Here is an 18,041-nt window from a genome sequence, read left to right as displayed (position 1 = left end):
TGGATGACATTTGGGTCACCCTTCCGGGCCCCTTGAGGACCGCCGTGCCGTTCACGCTGCCGCCCGACGCCAACGGAATTCTGCCCGACCGCATGATCGCGGCGATGGCGGATGCGGGCCTGATCCTGCCGGCCTATCCCTTTGTCGAGAGCCAGATCCAGCCCGCCAGCCTCGATCTGCGCCTCGGCGACATCGCCTACCGGGTGCGCGCGAGCTTCCTCCCGGGGCCGGGTGCGACGGTTGCCGAGCGTATCGACGAGCTGAAACTGCACGAGATTGACCTCACTGACGGCGCGGTGCTGGAAACCAACTGCGTCTATATCGTGCCGCTGCTGGAGAGCCTCGCGCTGCCGCCGGAGATCGTCGCCGCCGCCAACCCGAAGAGCTCGACCGGGCGGCTCGACGTCTTCACCCGCGTGATCGCTGACGGTACCCGCCGCTTCGACATGATCGGCGCCGGCTATCACGGGCCGCTCTATGCCGAGATCAGCCCGAAGACGTTTCCGGTGCTGCTGCGCGAGGGATCGCGGCTGTCACAAGTGCGCTTTCGCACCGGCGACGCCATCCTCAACGCGGACGAGCTGGACGCGCTGCATGAGGCCGAGCGGCTGGTCGATATCGACGACGCCGATCTCGCCAATGGCGTGGCGCTGAGCGTCGATCTAAGCGGCGCGAATTCCGGCGGCTTTGTCGGCTACCGCGCCAAGCGCCACACCGGCGTGGTCGATGTCGACCGCCGCGGCGGCTATGCGGTCGATGAATTCTGGGAGCCGATCGCGGCGCGCCCGGACGGCAGCCTGATCCTCGATCCCGGCGAGTTCTATATTCTGGCCTCGAAAGAGGCGGTGCAGATTCCGCCGGATTACGCCGCCGAGATGGTGCCGTTCGATCCTCTGGTCGGCGAATTCCGCGTGCATTATGCCGGCTTCTTCGATCCCGGCTTCGGCTATGCCGGCGCCGGCGGGCAGGGCTCGCGCGCGGTGCTGGAAGTGCGCTCGCGCGAGGTGCCGTTCATCCTCGAGCACGGACAGATCGTCGGCCGCCTGGTCTACGAAAAAATGCTGGCGCGGCCCCATGCCATGTACGGCCAGCGCATCGGCTCGAACTATCAGGCGCAGGGCCTGAAGCTGAGCAAGCATTTCAGGGTGTAGCCTGCAATCCTCGACATCCTCATCCTGAGGAGCGGCCTCTTGGCCGCGTCTCGAAGGATGCAGGCCCGTCTGTGGCCTCATGGTTCGAGACGTGCGAAGACGCGCTCCTCACCATGAGGACGATCCTCCGTCATTGCTGGCGCTCGCAATGACGGCTGATATATGCTCGCCCCTCAACAAGAAAATCGGCGCGGGAGAGAGCATGTCCGAAGAGCAATCGCAGCAAGCGCAATGGGCGAAGTGGCGCAGCATCGCTGATCTCTACCACGCGTTTTTCACCGGCCTCGTTCTCACCGTGGTCTCGCGGCGCGGTACGGCGGATGCCGCCGAATTCGTGTTCCGGGTGTTTCGCCGCCAACAGCAGGAACGCTTCCTGCCGGGGCTGGAAAAACTCGGGCTCAGCCATCTGCCGCCGGCGGTCGCGGCTGCGCAGTATCATTATCTCTCCAACTGGATCGGCGGCGTCCATGTCGAATACATGTACGAGACCGATCGCAAGGCCTGGATCCGTTATCCGCCGCCGCGCTGGATCTGGCGGGGCACCGCGATCTGCGGCGTGCCCGGCGATGTGTCGCGCGCGATGCTGCGGGGCTGGCACGGCAATAACGGCGTGGCGCTCGGCAATCTCAATCTCGGCTTCGTCTGCACCAAGCAAAGCGTCGAAGGCCAGGACGGCCTCGAAGGCTATTACTACGAATACGATCACCCGCTCGATCTCGATGCGCGGATGGTGTTCGCGCGGCATCTCGAAGCGCCGCGCTTCGATCCCGCCGCCGCGCCGGCATTGCCTGTTGCAAGCTGGCCGAAGCCGCGGTTGGAAAAGGCCTATCGCAACTACGCGATGGAATATGTGAAGACCGCGGCTCCCGTGATGGTGCAATGCTTCGGTCCGGAGGATGCCCGATATCTGTTGCACCTCACCGGCAAGCTGATCGGCATGCAATATTTCGACGAGATCTCGCAAAACCTTGGGGCGGGCCGCGGCGGGCCGAAGGAATTTGCCAGCTTCCTGCGTGCGCTGTTCGAGGCGCAGGATGATGCGGTTGAGATCAGCGAGTCCGACGGCACGTTCGAAATCCGGCAGCAGAGCTGGAAGCTGATGGCCGATGTCGGCGATTATCACCCGGCCTGCGCCAGCGTCCTGCGGGGATTGTTCGAGGGCCTGGCGGCCGGCTGCGGCCGCCATATTCCCGTGCATTTGAAGCCGCCAGCCGGCGGAAAGGCACCGTTCGTCTGGTCGATCGGCTAGGGGAGTGCGCCCGCCTGCAATCGCGCAGGGGCCCATTGCGTTTCGCGCACGCGGAATCAGCGCCTGCCGTGCTAGGAAACATCCTGGCGCAGCGAGATAATGCGCCCAAAATATTGAATGGGTGCGCGATCTCTGAATTGCCTTTCGCGCGCGGGAGCAGAAATGTCCGATATCGGCGTTGCCGAAATTCCCGTCGACGAGGAAGAGCGCCCGCTGCCGCCGCCGCCGCCGCCGGCGAAGAACGCGCTGGTCGACGGTCCGATCCTGCGCACGCTGCTGTGGCTCGCCTGGCCCAACGTCATTGCGCTATCGGCCGGCACCTGTGTGGTGATCGCCGAGACCTCCTATATCGGCCGGTTAGGGGTGGAATCGCTGGCCGCGATGGCGCTGGTGTTTCCCTGCGTGATCCTGACCATGACGATGTCGGGCGGCGCCATGGGCGGCGGTGTCGCGTCCGCGATCGCGCGCGCACTCGGCGCCGGCGATACCGAGCGCGCGTCGGTGCTCGCTGCGCATGCCTTGCTGATCGGCCTCTGCTTCGGGCTCGTCTTCATGCTGGGCATGCTGATCTTCGGTCCGAAGCTGCTTGAATTGCTGGGCGGCCGCGGCAACGTGCTGACGCAGGCGATCGGCTACACGCAGATATTCTTCGGCGGTGCCGTCGTGCCATGGCTGATGAACACGATGGCCGGCATCCTGCGCGGCACCGGCAACATGAAATTGCCCTCGCTGCTGATGCTCATTTCCGCCGTCTGCCAGATCATCCTTGGCGGCACGCTCGGTCTCGGCCTCGGGCCGATCCCGCAATTCGGCATGCGCGGCGTCGCCGCCGGTTCGCTGATCGCCTACCTGATCAGCATCTCCGTGATGTCATGGTATCTGTTTTCCGGCCGCGCGCGCATCGTTCCCAGGATCGTCGGCCTGCGGATTCGCTGGGCGATGTTCATCGACATTCTCAAGGTCGGCGCCATCGCCTGCTTCTCGCCGCTGCAATCGGTGCTGACCATCAGCATCTTCACCTACATGCTGGCGGGTTTCGGCACGGAGATCCTGGCCGGTTACGGCATCGGCGCGCGGCTCGAATTCATGCTGACGTCGATCGCCTTCGCGGTCGGCATCGCGACGGTGCCGATGGTTGGTATGGCGATCGGTGCGAAGCGCATCGCGCGGGCCCGCAGGATCTGCTGGATCGCGGGCGGTGTGGCCTTTGTCGGGGTCGGCGCGTTGGCGACCTTGATCGCGATCTTCCCCGACATCTGGGTCAATCTCTTCACCGACAATGCGGGCGTGCGCGCGGCAAGCCGGCAGTATCTGTCTACGGCGGCGCCGATGTATGCCTTCCTCGGCCTTGCCACGACCTGCTATTTTTCATCGCAGGGCGCGGCGAAGGTGCTTGGCCCCGTACTGGCGCAGACCGCGCGGCTGGTGTTCATCGTCATCGGCGGCTGGTGGCTGTCGACGCACAACGCCACCGCCATGGACTTCTTCAAGCTGACGGCCGCATCGATGATGCTGCTCGGCCTGCTGTCCTGCCTCAGCGTGATCCTGACGCGGTGGGGACCGAAACGCGTTCCCCTTGCCAAGGCTCGCCCGGCGCTGTTGTAGCTCAGCGCCGCCGATGCCGCCGGCTGTGACGGCCGCCGCCCATATTGGCCATGCGCATCAGCTGCGGGATCATGCTCATCATCTCGCTGCCGCCGGCGCCGCCAAGCATGCCCATGATGTCGCCGCCGCCCACGCCACCCATGTTGACGCCATAGCCGTGGGCCATGCCGCTGCCATAGCCGCCATTGCTGCCACCGTAGCCGCCGGGGATTTTACCGCCGCCCATCATGCCGCCGAAACCACCGCCGCCGCCTTCCATCATGCGGCCCATCATCGGGCCCATTGTCTGCATCATCATGCCGAAGCGGCGCTTGCCCATCTTCGCCTTCATCATTTCCAGCATCGGCGCCATCTGCGTCATCATGTCGTCGCCGCCACCGAAGCCGGCGAATTGCGCCTTCGCCGGCGTCGTCGTCAGGGCAAACAGCAGCAACAGCGTGGCCGCCTGACACACAACCTTGTCAGTTCCAGTCATGGTTCGACCTCCCAATGCGCCGCGGCCCGCGGAGGCGGTGCCATCCGGGCGCAACTGGTGACGCTAGGAAAGGGAGGCTTGCCGATCTGTGCGAAAGATCACGGTAGAGCATGATCCCGGAAAAGTGGCCGCCGGTTTTCGGAAAGGATGCTCAAAATGACAAAGGCTTCCGTTTGGCGGTGAACTCGGTATTGACACGCCAGCTCGCGCCGTTGTCCGCGGAGATCTCGCCGCGCCACAGGAACGAGTTCGGTGTGATCTCGGAAAAACTCCAACGCATCAATTGGCCGTCCGGCCGCGTGCCGTGCTGCACGATGTCACGGCCTTCAGCGCGGCCGATCATCTGCAGAAAACTTCGCGCCACCGGATCGGTCCACTGGATCCGCCAGGCATCGATATCGGGATCGTAGACCCGCAGCGTCGTGCCATAGGAATTGATCCTGGTGGTGGCGTCGCCGTGGCGCGCTTCGCCGCGCGGCGGCACGATCCAGACATCCTGGATCGCGCGGCCTTCCAGCGCCCAGCCGAAATGCCATTCACCGGCGCGGCGGCGCTCGCGGCCGTCGTCGGAGAATTGCCTGACGTCGAGATCCCATGAGCCGATGAAGCGTCCGTACAGATCCATCTTGCCGGCGCGGTCGGTTGAGGGACCGACCGCGCCGAGCGCTTCGAGAAACGCGGAAATCATGCCGCGGCCTTCCCAAGCGCGTTCTGCATCGCCAGCGCCGCCTGATCCATCTGCGCGTTCATGTAGGGCGCGATTTCATGCGGCAGCACGTCGACGGTCCAGGCCAGCCGGCTGCGGCCATCGGCTTCGGCCGTGACCTGCACCGAGGCGCTGTGCTGTTTGATCCGTTCGCTGATGACGGCATAAACCAGCCGCCGCCGCGCATCGTCGCAATCGACCAACAGTTCGCGCGCCACCGTGCCGTTGGAGAACGTCACGATCCGCGCGTCGCCGTCGAGGCGGGTGTCGAGCACGAAGCCGGGCACCAGCCGCGTATGCAACGCCCCGAAATCGCGTACCGCGTCCCAGACGTCATTGGGATTGGCGTCGATGATGATGTCCTTGTGGATGGAAGCCATGTGATTCCTTTCGAAGCTCATCTGTAGGGTGGGCAACTACGTACAAACCGCCTCGACATTGTTGCCGTCAGGGTCGATCAAAAACGCCGCATAGTAGGTCGGGCTGTAATCCGCCCGCGCACCCGCGCCGCCATTGTCGCGGCCGCCGGCCTTAAGTCCCTCGGCGTGGAATTTCTTGATCGCAGCATGATCGGGCGCGCGGAACGCGACATGGGCGCCGGTGCTGCCAGCGCCCTTGTGCAGGTGCAGCCAGAGCGCGGGTTCGCCCTTGGGGCCGAAGCCGGCGCCGGAGTCGTCGCGCGAGCACAGCACAAAGCCGAGGGGCGCGAGCGCTGCCGTATAGAAGCGCACGCTGGCGTCGAGATTTCCGACGCGTAATCCGATGTGATCGTACATTGCTGTTCTCCAGTGAGAAGTGCGCGCGGGAATGCCGCGCAACCTGGAGAAACCCTAGCTAGTTGAGGGCAAGCCGTTCTTGGAGAATCTTGCGCTTCCCGCGCGAGGCCTGGCGGAACCGCAGCGGCGAGGCGCCGGCGGCGCGGTGGAACGTGCGCACGAAATTGGAGAGGTCGCCGAAGCCGACGTCATAGGCGATAGCGGTGATCGGGCTGTCGTCATCGGCCAGCCGCCGCGCCGCATGGCGCAGCCGCGAGCGCAGCAGATATTGGTGCGGGGTGACGCCGAGCACGTCGGAAAACAGCCGCAGGAAATGGAACGGGCTGATGCCGGCTTGCGCGGCGGCATCTTCAAGGTCGATTTCGCGGTGCGAATTGGCATCGATCCACAGCGCGGTTTCCACCGCGCGGCGGCGGTCGCGGGCGGCGTCGGGACCAGCCTTTCGCGGCTTGCCGGAGACCACCGCGACAAAGCGGCTGGCGAAAACCTGCCCGATCTCGTCGAGGCCAATGTCGCTGTTGCCATCTGCCGCCGCCTGCGCCAGTTCGCCGAGCACCATCAATTCCCCGAGCGGCGGCGCCGAGCCGATCTGCCAGATATCCCTGGCTTCGCTGATCGCATCGACCAGTTCCGCGCCTAAGAAGAACGACAGGCACTCGTCGCCGCAGACGTGGTCATGGGTGCAGGTATATTCGTCGCCGGGATGGCCGATCAGCACCGATCCCGCTACCAATTCACTGAACTTGCCACGGCAGTGCAGGCCGAAACTGCCCTTGCGGACATACGAAATCGAGTGGCAGCGGTGCTGCTCGGCAAAAGGCTTATCGCCGGGTCCCGCGCTGCAGCGGAAATCGGACACCGAAATGGATTTTCGTTCCAGGAGCGTGGTCGCGGCCATCCCGTAAATTTAGGTAGGCGGGCGTGGCGGCGCAACCGGCAGCAGCACGTCGAACAGGGTCTTGCTGGCGGTCGGATGGGTGCCCTCGATCGACAGCAGCCGGCGCTTGGAAATGGCGCCGCCGTTCGGCGAGATCTTGTCGGCATAGTGCCCGGCCTCGAGCACGCGATGGCAGGGCACGATGATCATGAAGGGGTTACGGGCAATCGCCTGCGCCACCGAATACACCGCGCCCGAGGCGCGCAACGCACTGGCGATCTCGCCATAAGTGCGGGTCTCGCCGCGCGGGATGGTGCGCGCGAGCTGATAGACGCGCTGGTTGAAGGCGGGAATCCCGGTCATGTCGAGCGCGACATCGGAAAGGTCGCTAGGCGCGCCGCGCAGCAACGCCACGATGCCTTCGATCGCGCTTGTGACATTCTCCGGAGGGCGAAGTTCGCGGGCGTCGGGATAAAGCTGGAACAGCCGCCGCCTGGTGTCGATCTCGCGGGCTTCCGGGAGCTGCACGCCCATAACGCCGAACTCGCCCCATGCGATCCCGCACCGGCCGATTCCCGTGTCAAAAATGCTGTAGCCCCGCCCCGCCATACGCCACCAACCCCGGCAGGATCATAACACCGTCATCAAAGCACGCATCTGGAATCTTTGTAACCCGTTAAGGGCCTGGGGGAGGCGCGGGTACCGCTTGGCGGAACGCCCGCGGTCGGCTAATCAGGGGAGCGCAAAAGCGTTCGCGGGCGTAGTTCAATGGTAGAACGGCAGCTTCCCAAGCTGCATACGAGGGTTCGATTCCCTTCGCCCGCTCCAAGTTTTTCGGACGAGTTTGTAGGGCGGGGTTAGCGAAGGATTGCGCTTTTCGCTAATCCTTCCTACGGGCCTGGAGCGATTATTTCGCCGCCCAAAAAACCTGCAGCCAGGTTGGGAATCCGTGCAAGAACAAGGGGCATTGTTCGATGGCGTGGAAGCCGAAATATCCGAATCCACCGAGCTCAACCGGCTTGTCGTTTCGCCTTAAGCGCATGAGATCACGGATGGCACAGGCCGTGACCGAAAACGCCAGAGTGGCGATACTATCTGCGTTAACCGGTGCGGCGTTGTGCTGGACGCTCCTGAGCTTCATCTCTTGGCACCCGCTGCAAGTTCTTAAGCATATCGCGGCATTTCCGAATTGCTCCGCCGCCCGCGCGGTTGGCGTTGCGCCGTCATATCGAGGTCAACCAGGCTATTGGTCTAGGCTCGATGCGGATAATGACGGCATCTCGTGCGAGATTTGGCCACGACGCTGACTGGGCCGATAGCACGCCCATAGCCACCTTGCGCCTATCTTTCGCCCTCAATCCCGCGTACAACCGCTTCGTCGCAAGACGATGGCGCTGAACCTTAGAATGGACTGCGGGCAGACCCGGGGGCAGTACCCGGCGCCTCCACCTTAGCAGCTTGAGCTTAAAGGTCTCATTTCAGCATGATCCGGAAAAGTGGGTACCGGTTTTCCGATAGGATCATGCCCAATATGAGATCGATTCTGCCGCAAGGCAAAATCCCAGGGCTGCTATGGCGGGGGCGAACCAGGATCGATGGTCGCAAAGAAGTTCTGAATTGTGCTCGGCATGATACCGCCGTTATCGGGTCAAAAACCTAAATGCAAACGATAACGTTGCATTGAACGAAGTGCGCCTCGCGGCGTAACCTGTTCGGGGTTGGTCCACCTGGCAACAGAACGGCCATGGCCGCGTCAACCTTCGGGTTGGCGCGGCTTTTATTTGTGAACCGGCCTCGCGCCGTGCGCGACTACAATCACAAGCACGATTGTGCTAAATTGCTGTGCCGCAGAGATGGAGCCGAATGCGTTGACCCAGGCCATCGCTGCCGACAACACCTCCCGCAACCTACTGATGATTGCCGCCGGCGGTCTGTTGTCGGGCCTGTTGACGCCGCTCACCCCGCAACTGATCGACAAATTCACCGGCGGTTCCGGCAATCTGCGCATGGCGCTGGTGGCGGTGCCGTTTGCGGTGCTTGTCTTCTTCGTGGTCCGGCGCTGCAGCGCCAATCCGGTTTGGGCGGCGCTGCTTGCCGGCATTGTCACCATGGTCGCTTTCGTCTGCGCCGTGAACGCCGCGATCTTCATCGATGCGCAGGCCTATGGCGCTTCCAAGATCATGCGCAATGTGCTGGCGGGCCTCGCCGGCGGTTTCGTCGGCGCCGGCCTGATGGCGCTGGCGATCGCTCTGCTGCCAGCCGGGCCGCGCGATGCGGCGTTATGGATGCGGATGCTGCTGACGGGCACGCTGGCCGGCACGCTGATGGCGGTCGACAGCGCGCTCGATCTCGATCTCACCTCGGTGCTCTATCCGGTGTGGCAGGCCGTCGTCGCGGTGCGGCTCGCGATGGTGCTGCAGCGAGCGACGTTGACCTGACGAGGTTGCCGGCTTACGGCGCGATCGTCAGCACCGCCTTCATGTTGGGATGGAAGCGGCAGTAATACTCGACCGTACCGGCCTTCTTCAGCACCGACGTCACGGTCTTCTTCGGCGGCATGGCGACATCGAAATCGCCGTTTCGCGCGGTGGCCGTGTGAGCGAAGATATCCTTGTTGATCCATTCGATGGTGTCGCCGACCCTGGCGGTTACCTGCGCCGGCGACACCACGAGATTGTCCATCACGATCTGGATGGTTGCGGCATGCGCCGGGACGGCGATTGCGCCCGATATCAGGGCGGTCACGATGAGAAACGTGCGTCTCGGCAGCATGGCAGTCTCCCTTACTTCAGGCCGGCGGCGACGTGTTCGGCATGCTGCTGGTGGCCCTGAAACAGCTTCAGGCCGGTCTGCAGCAGGCTCTTCAGCTCGGCATTGCTGGCTGACGGGATCAACAGTGTCTCGAGCGCGCCATTGACGGCCTTGTGGTAGGCAACCTCGTTGGCGATATAGGCCTTGTCGTAGTCGGCGCCTTTCAGCTTGCCGAGTTCGGCCAGCTTGTCCGCCGCCTGCTTCGAGAGCGTCTTGCTGGTGTCGTTATCCTCGGGCGTCACCTTCAGTTTCTTGACGAGGTCGAGCGCCTGCTTGTTCACGGCTTCATGGTCGCGCACCATGCCTTCCGCGAACGCCTTGACGTCCTTGTTGCTGGCCTTGGTGATCGCTTGCTTGCCGGCGGCGATGTCGATGACGCCTGCGGTGTAGGCGATATGCGCGATCTGCGGGTCGGTGGGCTTTGCGCCCTGCGCCAGTGCGGCGCCGCCCAAAAGGCTCAATGCGGCAATCGCCGCGCTCAATCGAACGAACATGGTGTGACACTCCTGTGGCGCCGACGCGGGCGGCCGGCTTTCAAGTTGATTGCACAGGAGTTGGATGGCGCAGGTAGCAGGAGGTTCCCGAAAAAATCAGATCAAGCCGAGCCGGTTCAGCACCGCCTCGGTGAGCCGTTCGCAGCGCCTGCCGGCAAACGGAAACGCGTCGATCACGACGGGGCCGATCTTCTTCTCGACATTGTCGCGCAGCATGACGCGGGCGCGATGCAGCCTCGTCTTCACGGTCACAGGATTGAGCCCCAGAATCTCGGCGGTCTCCTCGACATTCATGCCCTCGATCACCCGGGTGATGAAGACGAGCCGGAACGGTTCCGGCAATTCGTCGATGGCGTGTTCGACGACATGCTGAATTTCACGTTGGGCCATGGATTTTTCCGGGTCGTCAGCGGCCGCGCGGGGGAACTGGATGATCTGGGCTTCGAGCGTGCCCTGCGGCAATGACGACAGTTCCACGCCCGGCCGCTGCCGGCGCAATCGTCCCAGCGCCTCGTTCATGGCGATCCGCGCCAGCCAGGTCGCCAGGCTGGAATCGCCGCGAAAACTCTCCAGATGCGTGAAGGCGCGGACGTAAGTCTCCTGCACGACGTCCTCGGCCTCGCCGTCATTGCGCAGGATGCCGCGGGCAAGCCGGTAGAGGCGGCGGTTGTTCGCCTGCATGATGGCGCGAGCCGCGGTCTCATCGCGCGCCAGCGCCCGGCGGATCAGATCGAGGTCACCAGTGTCGACGGGCGGAATATGAGGCGTGTGGGCCTGACGCATGATGGTTCCACCAATAGCATTGTATTGGGGTTGGATGCGGCAAGGCGGAAGAGGTTCCCGGAATAATTCGGGGCGCGTCGGCGGCTACCCGGGATTGCCCGGGCAGCCGCACAGCCTTTCGCTCACGCCCCCGCCGGCACCTGATCGAGGAAGCCGGTGATGCTGCGGATGCGGCCGTCGCTCAGCACGGCGAAATCCGTGCCCTTGATCGGGCTGTCGGCGCCGTCGGGGCCGAGACCCCAACAGAAGCGGACGTGGTCGCCGTACCCATTGGGTTCGCCGATCAGCCTGAATTTGAAATCCGGAAACCGCTGCTGCACGCCTGCGATCAGCGCATCGACGCCGTCATGGCCGTCGCCGCTCATCAAGGGGTCGATATAGCGGGCGTCTTTGGCCCAGTTTTGGCTAAGGATCTCGCGGCGGCGGGCCGGGGTTCGCTCGTTCCACAGATCGATGTAACTGGCGGCAATGGTCTTCGGGTCGGTCATGGGGCTCTCCTTCGTTGCGGCCGAACGGATCGGCTGGCCTGTTATCGAAGGTTCGCGCGCGTGTTTCGATTACCTCGGAGGTCAAAGAAACGCGGTCAATGAACAAAAGAAAGGTACGACGCGAGGGCAGGCAAGCCCTCGCGCCGCGAAAAATCACTTCGCCGCAACCACCATGATCTCGACGTTGTATTGCGGGGACGCCAATTTGGCCTCGACCGTGGCGCGCGCCGGGGTGTTGCCCGCCGACACCCAGCCGTCCCACACCGCATTCATTTCCGGGAAGGTTTTCATGTCGGTGATGTAGATCGTGGCCGACAGAAGCTTCGACTTGTCGGTCCCGGCTTTGGCGAGATGGCCGTCGATGGTCTTGAGCACGTCCTGCGTCTGCTTGGTCACGCTTTCGCCGGCTGCATTGTTGGCGACGACGCCCGCGAGATAGACGGTGTTGCCGTGGACGACGACCTGGCTCATGCGCGGGCCGGTTTCGAAACGCTGGACTGACATGGTGTTCTCCGTTTTTTAAAGTGGCGCGCCTCCTTAGCGCGACAGGGCGCGATCGGCTACTGCGTTCTTGGCAATGAAGGCCACCCAAATTGTCACGTATCGGGGAATCTACTTAAAAAGCCGAGTTGGTTTGGCTTTGCCGGAACGCTGCGAGCGGCCGACGATATTGCACGGAGAGCAATTGTCCGATTGCAACGCAAAAAGTCATGCGGCCTTGAAATTGCTGTGGGACGGTGTCGCCGGATATGCGCGATGAGTTCTGCCGGTGATCAGTCCACTGCTTCGCCGCTGAGGTCACTTATTTTTCGAACGCGTCATACACCAGCGCCTTGAAGGCCGGGGTGATGCGTGAGCGCTCCAGCTGGGTCTGCTCCATCAGGATGTAGACCATGTCCAGTTTGGGATCGACACCGAAGTACGTTCCGCTGCCGCTGTCCCATTTCAGTTCGCCGATCGAACCTGCCGGCGGCGGCTTTGCGTTTCCCGGTTCTACGCGCACCGCCAGGCCATAACCATAACCAAAGCCATCGCCGGGAAAATAATAGTAGTCCCGCCCGACGCCGGAGCCCGGTCCGATCTGGTCTGACGTCATCTGTTTGAACGCAGCCGGACTGAGATACTGCTTGCCGTCGAGCTTTCCGCCGCCCAGCAGCATTTGCGCAAATCGTGCATAATCCGTGATGGTCGAGAGCAGGCCGCCGCCGCCTGACTCCCATTCGGCGTGCCTGCGCCGTTCCTCCCCCGACATACGCAGCACGGTATCGCCCGGCAGTGGCTCGGCCATGCGCGCCGCTTCAGCCGCGCCCTGCAGCACGAACTTTGTGCTGGTCATGCCAAGCGGATCGAGGATGCGCTCTTTCAGGAACTGATAGAGCGATTTGCCGGAGACGATTTCGATGACACGCCCGAGAACGTCGGTGGAATGGCCGTAGCGCCAGAGTGTGCCGGGCTGTCTCGCCAGCGGCAGGCGGGCAATGCGTTCGGCAAAATCCGCGTTGTTGAAATGTCCCTCAAAGATGTTGGCGTCCGTATAGGCCTTCATGATCAATTCGCTGCCGATGTATTCATAGGTGATGCCGGACGTATGCCGGAGCAGGTCCTCGATCGTCACCGGCCGGATCGGCGGCACGAGCTGCAGGACCGGGTTGCCGTCGCTCGGTTTGAATTCCACGCCGACTTTCGTGTCGGCAAATGCCGGAATGTATCGGGACACCGGATCGGCCAGCGCCAGTTTTCCGTCGTCGATCAGCATCATCGCCGCCACGCTGGTGATCGGCTTGGTCATCGAATGGATGGCAAAGATCGTGTCCGGCGTCATCGGCAGCTTGGTGGCGACGTCCCGAACGCCAAAACCCTTGAGATAGACCGGCTTGCCATGTTGCTGGATCAATACGACCGCGCCGGGAAGCTTCCCGGTCGCCACTTCGTTTTCAAAGAATTGCGACACGCGTTCGAGTTTGGCAGGCGAGGGCGCCGGCGCGGCGGCGTTGCCCTGGGCGCGGGCGGGAGCGTCGCTCCCGGCCAAGGCTGCCGCGACCAGTATGGCTATGATCTTCGGCATCAAAACAACAGCCCTGGCAATGGGTTCCTTACTTTGCATGGGGTTGTTTTCGCGGTTTTGTTTCCGGGTCCCTCGGCTTTGGTCTGCTTGCCGTGTCATCCTGCCGCCTTCGCCGCCGCACGTCCCGCATTCCGCCCCGAAAACAGACAGCCACCGAGGAACGTGCCTTCCAGCGAGCGGTAGCCGTGCACGCCGCCGCCGCCGAAACCGGCGGCTTCGCCGACGGCGTACAGCCCCTTGATGATGTCGCCGCCCGTGCCGAACACGCGCGAGTCCAGATCGGTCTCGAAGCCGCCCAGCGTCTTGCGGGTCAGGATGTTGAGTTTGACCGCGATCAGCGGGCCATGCTCGGGGTCGAGGATGCGATGCGGTTTGGCGGTGCGGATCAGTTTGTCACCGATATAGCGCCGCGCATTGTGGATGTTCATCACCTGCGCATCCTTGACGTAGGGATTGGTCATCTCGCGGTCGCGCGCCTCGATCTGCCGCTTGATGTGATCGAGCTGCAGCAGATTGTCGCCGCTGAGCGCGTTCATGGCGCTGACGAGGTCGGCGAGGTTGTCGCGCACGATGAAGTCGGCGCCTTTTTGCTTGAATGCTTCCACCGGCGCCGGCGCGCCCTTGTTGGTGGCGCGCTTGATGGTCATGCGCCAGCTCTTGCCGGTGAGGTCGGGGTTCTGTTCCGAGCCGGACAGCGCGAACTCCTTCTTGATGATGCTCTGGGTCAGGATGAACCAGGAGTAATCGTAACCCGTCGACATGATGTAGTGCAGCTGGCCGAGCGTGTCGGAGCTGGGAAACAGCGGCGCGGGCAGCCGTTTGCCTGTCGCGTCGAACCACAGCGATGACGGGCCAGGCAGGATGCGAATGCCGTGGCGCGGCCAGATCGGCGACCAGTTGCGGATGCCCTCGACGTAATGCCACATCCGGTCGCGGTTGATCAGCCGCGCGCCGGCAGCCTCGGTGATCCCGATCATCCGGCCGTCGACATGTTCGGGCACGCCGGAGATCATGAATTTCGGCGGTTCGCCGAGGCGCTTCGGCCAGTTCTGCCGGACCAGATCGTGATTGCCGCCGATGCCGCCGGAGGCAACGATCACCGCCTGGGCGCGAAAGCTGAAATCGCCGATGACCTGGCGTGAGCTGCTCTGGCCGCGTTCGACATTGGTGGGTGCGAGGATCGACCCGTTGACGCCCTCGACGGTGCCGTTGGTGATACTGAGCGCATCGACGCGGTGGCGGAACTTGAAAGTCAGCCGGCCACTCTTCTGCGCCTCGCGCGCCCGCCGTTCGAACGGCTCGACGATCCCCGGGCCGGTGCCCCAGGTGACATGAAAGCGCGGCACCGAATTACCGTGCCCCATCGCGTCATAGCCGCCGCGTTCGGCCCAGCCGACCACGGGAAAAATACGGTGGCCCATCGCACGCAGCCAGTCGCGCTTTTCGCCGGCGGCGAAGCCAACATAGGCTTCCGCCCATTTCTTCGGCCAGTAGTCCTCCTCGCGGTCGAAGCCGGCCGTACCGTTCCAGTCTTGCAGCGCGAGATCAAAACTGTCCTTGATGCCGAGCCGGCGCTGTTCGGGGCTGTCGACCAGGAACAGGCCGCCGAACGACCAGAATGCCTGACCGCCAAGGCTTTGTTCGCCCTCCTGGTCGATCATGATGACGCGCTTGCCGGCGTCGGCGATTTCGCATGCCGCGACCAGCCCGGCCAGCCCGCCGCCGACCACGATTACGTCGGTGTCCTCTGCCATCATGTCCTCCCCAGCCCAGAGCCCCCTTCCGATTGAAATCGGAAAGGGGCTCTGTTGTTGTTTTGACGCGTTTTCTTCACGCGAACCGGTGCCCACTTCGCTGGAAAACGCTCTGATGTTGATTCAAGCCACGCCATCCAACGCGGTCAACGGCAAATGCCGCTTGCCTGTGGCGAAGCTACCACCGTGAAAATGTTAACTTGTTCCAGTTTGGGACCTTTTCGCGCGTCGGGTGCAGCGCCATTGCAACACTTAATTTGAATTTGTTTTGAGCGGCTCCAGCCGCCTAGACAAAATCACGGTCTCGAACGACGCTCGCGCAGTCTTGCATCACTAAGACAATCAGATTCGGGTTCGACGTTTCAGGACTGGGGCTGGGAAATGAAGCTGGTGACGGGGTTGCTTGCGGCGGTGCTGCTGCTGGCAGGGGTTGTATCGAGCCAGGCGGTGGTCCGGATCGCCGACGATCGCGGCGGCCGGATCGGTACCTATGTCGATAAGTACCAGGGCCTGCGGAGTTCCGGCGAGATGGTCATCATCGACGGCCTGTGCGCGTCGGCCTGCACCATCGTTCTCGGCGCCGTTCCCCACGACAAGATCTGCGTCACCTCGCACGCCAATCTCGGTTTCCATGCCGCCTGGGATTTCGGCGCCAACGGCCGGGCGATCACCAACGCCGAAGCCACCCAGATGCTTTATTCGATGTACCCGACGCCAATCCGGCGCTGGATCGCCCAGCGCGGCGGCTTGACCCAGCGCATGATCTTCCTGCGCGGCAAGCAATTGCAGGCGATGTTCAAGCCCTGCTATCTCGACGCCCAGGCCTCCGCGATCAAGCCAGCGTCTCGCTGAAACAGCAGATATCCCTCCGCATGACGTGATCGGCCGCGCGGCCATGGCGCTTGCCTGGCCCTGGAACTGGCCCTATCTGAACCCCATGGTTCAGCCGATTTCCACCCAGCACGGGATGATCGCGGCACACCGGCCGCAGGGCAGGGTGGCATCCGCGATCGTCTGGGGCGCCGCCAGCCTCGGCGGCCTCGCCGTATGCGGCGCCGCGGCGCTCTGGTTCCACTACGGGACCACGGTGTTTTTTGAAATGATCGCCGCCGGTATTTCGGCCTGCTTCTGATCCGGACATAGGGAATTTTTTACATGGACCGGAGCATCCGACCGCTGGTGATTGTCGCATCCTTTGCCGTCAGCCTGCTGGTTGGCCTCCTGATCATGCTGTGGGCGCTGGGCGGGCTGCGCACCGTCACGGCGCCGGCCGCGATCGGCGGGCCGTTTCAACTGACCGACCAGGCCGGCCAGACCGTGACCGACAAGGATCTCAAGGGCCGGCCGACGCTGATCTTCTTCGGCTTCACCCATTGCCCCGATGTGTGCCCGACCGCGCTGTTCGAGATTTCCGAAGTGCTGAAGGCGATGGGCAAGGACGCCGACCGGGTCAACGCCTTTTTCGTCTCGGTCGATCCGGAGCGCGACACCGCGGCCGCGATGAAGGATTATCTCTCCAGCTTCGATCCGCATCTGAAGGGCCTGACCGGCAACCCCGAGGCGGTGGCCAAGGTGCTGTCGGCCTACCGGGTTTATTCCAAGAAGGTCCCGCTCAAGGACGGCGATTACACCATGGACCACACCGCACTGATCTATCTGATGGATCGCGACGGCCGCTTCGTCTCGCCGTTCAACCTGAAACGGACGCCCCAGGAAGCTGCGACCGATCTGAAGAAATACCTCTGAGCCGTACCAAAGCCCCGCAAAACGGCCTCGCATCGGATGCCGGATGGTCTATAAGGCCATCCAATTCCACAACAAAACGCCGGCAATGCCCCACCAGCCAGCCTTGTTACAAAGCGCCAGATTGCCAAAATCGGTCCGCAGCCTGCTGACCGGGATGACGGTCGCGGCTGCGCTGGCCGTTATCTTGCCCGGTGAGGCGTCCGCACAAACCGCGCCGCGGCCCGCGGTCGAGGCTGCGCCGCAGGCGGTGCCTGGCTTCTGGGACCCCAGGCGGCGTCCGGACCGGCCCGATTTGTCGCGCCTGACCGTGATCCGGTTCCTGACGGAAACCGACTATCCGCCGTTCAACTTCACCGGCCCCGACGGCAATCCGGCCGGCTTCAACGTCGATCTGGCGCGCGCGCTGTGCGACGAGATCAAGGTCACCTGCACCATCCAGATGCGCCGTTTCGAGACCCTGATCGACGCCATCACCAGCAACCGCGGCGACGCCATCATCGCGTCGATGGCGGTGACGCCGCAATTGCGCGCCCGCATCGATTTCACCGACCCCTATTACCGCGCGCCGGCGCGCTTCGTGTCGCGGCGCGACGCCGTGATGCCGGAGGTGCGTCCCGAATATCTCGAAGGCAAGAAAATCGGCGCCATCGCCGGCACCTCGCATGAGGCCTATCTGAAGGCGATGTTCACCGACGCCGAGATCAAATCATACCCCAATGACGAGGCGCTGCGGCTGGCTTTGCGGCGGAGCGAGGTCGATTTCATCTTCGGAGACGCGATCGCGCTGGCGTTCTGGATCAACGGCACCGATTCAGGCGAATGCTGCGCCTTCTCGGGCGGGCCGTTCGTCGAGAGCCGCTATTTCGGCGAGGGCATCGGCATCGCGGTCCGCAAGGGCAACGATCTGCTACGACAGTCGCTGAACTGGGCGCTGTTCCGGCTCTGGGAAAAAGGCCGCTATACCGATTTGTGGCTGCGTTATTTCTCGATCAGTCCGTTTTGACGGAGTCGCAGACTCCGTCATTTTGCAATTTGCCACGGAAGCGCTAGTTTCCGCGGCC

Annotated in this window: 22 protein-coding genes, 1 tRNA gene and 1 other RNA gene; 11 read left to right on the top strand and 13 right to left on the bottom strand. The window is 63.3% G+C overall.

Going from position 1 to position 18,041, the window contains the following annotated elements; translation table 11 throughout:
* Nucleotides 1–44 precede the first annotated feature (44 nt).
* The 3 genes from ABIE49_RS17955 (at nucleotide 45) to ABIE49_RS17945 (ending at nucleotide 4,005) form a co-directional block, all read left to right on the top strand.
* The gene (locus ABIE49_RS17955; protein ID WP_192735453.1) at nucleotides 45–1,151 is read left to right on the top strand and encodes a 2'-deoxycytidine 5'-triphosphate deaminase; all 1,107 of its coding nucleotides are present in this window, start codon (nucleotides 45–47) and stop codon (nucleotides 1,149–1,151) included.
* Nucleotides 1,152–1,353: 202 nt separating this feature from the next.
* Nucleotides 1,354–2,400, top strand: a complete 1,047-nt coding sequence (locus ABIE49_RS17950) for a hypothetical protein (RefSeq protein WP_192735452.1) — start codon at nucleotides 1,354–1,356, stop codon at nucleotides 2,398–2,400.
* Nucleotides 2,401–2,562: 162 nt separating this feature from the next.
* A complete protein-coding gene (locus ABIE49_RS17945; protein WP_192735451.1) occupies nucleotides 2,563–4,005 on the top strand; it encodes an MATE family efflux transporter in 1,443 nt (480 codons plus the stop codon).
* A 1-nt stretch (nucleotide 4,006) separates the two neighbouring features.
* Here the strand turns inward: ABIE49_RS17945 and ABIE49_RS17940 are convergent, their stop codons facing one another.
* The 6 genes from ABIE49_RS17940 to ABIE49_RS17915 all read right to left on the bottom strand — a co-directional run bounded on the left by ABIE49_RS17940 (nucleotide 4,007) and on the right by ABIE49_RS17915 (nucleotide 7,448).
* Nucleotides 4,007–4,480 carry a hypothetical protein gene (locus tag ABIE49_RS17940; protein ID WP_192735450.1) on the bottom strand — a complete coding sequence of 158 codons (474 nt, stop codon included), beginning with the start codon at nucleotides 4,478–4,480 and terminating at the stop codon, nucleotides 4,007–4,009.
* Between the two features lie 151 nt (nucleotides 4,481–4,631).
* On the bottom strand, nucleotides 4,632–5,168 hold the full coding sequence (locus ABIE49_RS17935; RefSeq protein WP_192735449.1) for a hypothetical protein: 537 nt from the start codon (nucleotides 5,166–5,168) through the stop codon (nucleotides 4,632–4,634).
* The gene (locus ABIE49_RS17930) at nucleotides 5,165–5,566 is read right to left on the bottom strand and encodes an SRPBCC family protein (RefSeq protein WP_192735448.1); all 402 of its coding nucleotides are present in this window, start codon (nucleotides 5,564–5,566) and stop codon (nucleotides 5,165–5,167) included. The genes ABIE49_RS17935 and ABIE49_RS17930 overlap by 4 nt, the downstream gene beginning before the upstream one ends.
* Nucleotides 5,567–5,602: 36 nt before the next feature.
* Entirely contained in the window at nucleotides 5,603–5,962 is a 360-nt protein-coding gene (locus ABIE49_RS17925; RefSeq protein ID WP_192735447.1) for a VOC family protein, read from the bottom strand.
* A 58-nt stretch (nucleotides 5,963–6,020) separates the two neighbouring features.
* Complete coding sequence (locus ABIE49_RS17920; RefSeq protein WP_192735446.1) at nucleotides 6,021–6,860, bottom strand: helix-turn-helix transcriptional regulator; 840 nt, start codon at nucleotides 6,858–6,860, stop codon at nucleotides 6,021–6,023.
* 9 nt (nucleotides 6,861–6,869) lie between these two features.
* The gene (locus tag ABIE49_RS17915; RefSeq protein ID WP_192735445.1) at nucleotides 6,870–7,448 is read right to left on the bottom strand and encodes a methylated-DNA--[protein]-cysteine S-methyltransferase; all 579 of its coding nucleotides are present in this window, start codon (nucleotides 7,446–7,448) and stop codon (nucleotides 6,870–6,872) included.
* 145 nt (nucleotides 7,449–7,593) lie between these two features.
* On the opposite strand from ABIE49_RS17915, the gene ABIE49_RS17910 reads away from it, so the two are divergent.
* From ABIE49_RS17910 to ABIE49_RS17895, 4 genes are all read left to right on the top strand, one after another.
* Nucleotides 7,594–7,667 (top strand) — tRNA-Gly (locus tag ABIE49_RS17910).
* A gap of 146 nt (nucleotides 7,668–7,813) precedes the next feature.
* Nucleotides 7,814–8,146, top strand: a complete 333-nt coding sequence (locus ABIE49_RS17905; RefSeq protein ID WP_354066864.1) for an excalibur calcium-binding domain-containing protein — start codon at nucleotides 7,814–7,816, stop codon at nucleotides 8,144–8,146.
* Nucleotides 8,147–8,177: 31 nt separating this feature from the next.
* Nucleotides 8,178–8,589, top strand: a transfer-messenger RNA (tmRNA) gene (ssrA, locus tag ABIE49_RS17900).
* Between the two features lie 118 nt (nucleotides 8,590–8,707).
* Complete coding sequence (locus ABIE49_RS17895) at nucleotides 8,708–9,277, top strand: hypothetical protein (RefSeq protein ID WP_192735443.1); 570 nt, start codon at nucleotides 8,708–8,710, stop codon at nucleotides 9,275–9,277.
* Nucleotides 9,278–9,290: 13 nt separating this feature from the next.
* Here the strand turns inward: ABIE49_RS17895 and ABIE49_RS17890 are convergent, their stop codons facing one another.
* The 7 genes from ABIE49_RS17890 to ABIE49_RS17860 all read right to left on the bottom strand — a co-directional run bounded on the left by ABIE49_RS17890 (nucleotide 9,291) and on the right by ABIE49_RS17860 (nucleotide 15,234).
* Complete coding sequence (locus ABIE49_RS17890; protein ID WP_192735442.1) at nucleotides 9,291–9,611, bottom strand: cupredoxin domain-containing protein; 321 nt, start codon at nucleotides 9,609–9,611, stop codon at nucleotides 9,291–9,293.
* An 11-nt stretch (nucleotides 9,612–9,622) separates the two neighbouring features.
* Nucleotides 9,623–10,144, bottom strand: a complete 522-nt coding sequence (locus ABIE49_RS17885; protein ID WP_192735441.1) for a DUF4142 domain-containing protein — start codon at nucleotides 10,142–10,144, stop codon at nucleotides 9,623–9,625.
* A gap of 96 nt (nucleotides 10,145–10,240) precedes the next feature.
* Complete coding sequence (locus ABIE49_RS17880; protein WP_192735440.1) at nucleotides 10,241–10,927, bottom strand: RNA polymerase sigma factor; 687 nt, start codon at nucleotides 10,925–10,927, stop codon at nucleotides 10,241–10,243.
* Between the two features lie 122 nt (nucleotides 10,928–11,049).
* A complete protein-coding gene (locus ABIE49_RS17875; protein WP_192735439.1) occupies nucleotides 11,050–11,415 on the bottom strand; it encodes a nuclear transport factor 2 family protein in 366 nt (121 codons plus the stop codon).
* A 153-nt stretch (nucleotides 11,416–11,568) separates the two neighbouring features.
* Nucleotides 11,569–11,919, bottom strand: a complete 351-nt coding sequence (locus ABIE49_RS17870; protein WP_192735438.1) for a RidA family protein — start codon at nucleotides 11,917–11,919, stop codon at nucleotides 11,569–11,571.
* Nucleotides 11,920–12,217: 298 nt separating this feature from the next.
* Entirely contained in the window at nucleotides 12,218–13,480 is a 1,263-nt protein-coding gene (locus tag ABIE49_RS17865; protein WP_192735437.1) for a serine hydrolase domain-containing protein, read from the bottom strand.
* Between the two features lie 95 nt (nucleotides 13,481–13,575).
* The gene (locus ABIE49_RS17860; protein ID WP_192735436.1) at nucleotides 13,576–15,234 is read right to left on the bottom strand and encodes an FAD-binding dehydrogenase; all 1,659 of its coding nucleotides are present in this window, start codon (nucleotides 15,232–15,234) and stop codon (nucleotides 13,576–13,578) included.
* Between the two features lie 381 nt (nucleotides 15,235–15,615).
* Here ABIE49_RS17860 and ABIE49_RS17855 point away from each other — a divergent pair, with 381 nt between their 5' ends.
* From ABIE49_RS17855 to ABIE49_RS17840, 4 genes are all read left to right on the top strand, one after another.
* Nucleotides 15,616–16,086 (top strand): hypothetical protein, encoded by a 471-nt coding sequence (locus tag ABIE49_RS17855; protein WP_192735435.1) that lies wholly within the window; start codon nucleotides 15,616–15,618, stop codon nucleotides 16,084–16,086.
* Between the two features lie 43 nt (nucleotides 16,087–16,129).
* Complete coding sequence (locus ABIE49_RS17850) at nucleotides 16,130–16,366, top strand: hypothetical protein (RefSeq protein WP_354067749.1); 237 nt, start codon at nucleotides 16,130–16,132, stop codon at nucleotides 16,364–16,366.
* A gap of 23 nt (nucleotides 16,367–16,389) precedes the next feature.
* Complete coding sequence (locus tag ABIE49_RS17845) at nucleotides 16,390–16,980, top strand: SCO family protein (protein WP_192735434.1); 591 nt, start codon at nucleotides 16,390–16,392, stop codon at nucleotides 16,978–16,980.
* Between the two features lie 85 nt (nucleotides 16,981–17,065).
* Complete coding sequence (locus ABIE49_RS17840; RefSeq protein ID WP_192735433.1) at nucleotides 17,066–17,983, top strand: ABC transporter substrate-binding protein; 918 nt, start codon at nucleotides 17,066–17,068, stop codon at nucleotides 17,981–17,983.
* Nucleotides 17,984–18,041: the final 58 nt, after the last annotated feature.

The organism is Bradyrhizobium sp. OAE829 (genome assembly GCF_040546575.1).
GTDB lineage: Bacteria > Pseudomonadota > Alphaproteobacteria > Rhizobiales > Xanthobacteraceae > Bradyrhizobium.
This window is presented reverse-complemented; position numbering and strand designations above follow the sequence as displayed.

Excerpts from the sequence above, each read along its gene's own strand:
- ABIE49_RS17950 (WP_192735452.1), top strand. The coding sequence starts at position 1,354 with ATGTCCGAAGAGCAATCGCAGCAAGCGCAATGGGCGAAGTGGCGCAGC.
- ABIE49_RS17945 (WP_192735451.1), top strand. The coding sequence starts at position 2,563 with ATGTCCGATATCGGCGTTGCCGAAATTCCCGTCGACGAGGAAGAGCGC.
- ABIE49_RS17940 (WP_192735450.1), bottom strand. The coding sequence starts at position 4,480 with ATGACTGGAACTGACAAGGTTGTGTGTCAGGCGGCCACGCTGTTGCTG.
- ABIE49_RS17935 (WP_192735449.1), bottom strand. The coding sequence starts at position 5,168 with ATGATTTCCGCGTTTCTCGAAGCGCTCGGCGCGGTCGGTCCCTCAACC.
- ABIE49_RS17930 (WP_192735448.1), bottom strand. The coding sequence starts at position 5,566 with ATGGCTTCCATCCACAAGGACATCATCATCGACGCCAATCCCAATGAC.
- ABIE49_RS17925 (WP_192735447.1), bottom strand. The coding sequence starts at position 5,962 with ATGTACGATCACATCGGATTACGCGTCGGAAATCTCGACGCCAGCGTG.
- ABIE49_RS17920 (WP_192735446.1), bottom strand. The coding sequence starts at position 6,860 with ATGGCCGCGACCACGCTCCTGGAACGAAAATCCATTTCGGTGTCCGAT.
- ABIE49_RS17915 (WP_192735445.1), bottom strand. The coding sequence starts at position 7,448 with ATGGCGGGGCGGGGCTACAGCATTTTTGACACGGGAATCGGCCGGTGC.
- ABIE49_RS17905 (WP_354066864.1), top strand. The coding sequence starts at position 7,814 with ATGGCGTGGAAGCCGAAATATCCGAATCCACCGAGCTCAACCGGCTTG.
- ABIE49_RS17890 (WP_192735442.1), bottom strand. The coding sequence starts at position 9,611 with ATGCTGCCGAGACGCACGTTTCTCATCGTGACCGCCCTGATATCGGGC.
- ABIE49_RS17885 (WP_192735441.1), bottom strand. The coding sequence starts at position 10,144 with ATGTTCGTTCGATTGAGCGCGGCGATTGCCGCATTGAGCCTTTTGGGC.
- ABIE49_RS17880 (WP_192735440.1), bottom strand. The coding sequence starts at position 10,927 with ATGCGTCAGGCCCACACGCCTCATATTCCGCCCGTCGACACTGGTGAC.
- ABIE49_RS17875 (WP_192735439.1), bottom strand. The coding sequence starts at position 11,415 with ATGACCGACCCGAAGACCATTGCCGCCAGTTACATCGATCTGTGGAAC.
- ABIE49_RS17870 (WP_192735438.1), bottom strand. The coding sequence starts at position 11,919 with ATGTCAGTCCAGCGTTTCGAAACCGGCCCGCGCATGAGCCAGGTCGTC.
- ABIE49_RS17865 (WP_192735437.1), bottom strand. The coding sequence starts at position 13,480 with ATGCCGAAGATCATAGCCATACTGGTCGCGGCAGCCTTGGCCGGGAGC.
- ABIE49_RS17860 (WP_192735436.1), bottom strand. The coding sequence starts at position 15,234 with ATGGCAGAGGACACCGACGTAATCGTGGTCGGCGGCGGGCTGGCCGGG.
- ABIE49_RS17855 (WP_192735435.1), top strand. The coding sequence starts at position 15,616 with ATGAAGCTGGTGACGGGGTTGCTTGCGGCGGTGCTGCTGCTGGCAGGG.
- ABIE49_RS17850 (WP_354067749.1), top strand. The coding sequence starts at position 16,130 with ATGGCGCTTGCCTGGCCCTGGAACTGGCCCTATCTGAACCCCATGGTT.
- ABIE49_RS17845 (WP_192735434.1), top strand. The coding sequence starts at position 16,390 with ATGGACCGGAGCATCCGACCGCTGGTGATTGTCGCATCCTTTGCCGTC.
- ABIE49_RS17840 (WP_192735433.1), top strand. The coding sequence starts at position 17,066 with ATGCCCCACCAGCCAGCCTTGTTACAAAGCGCCAGATTGCCAAAATCG.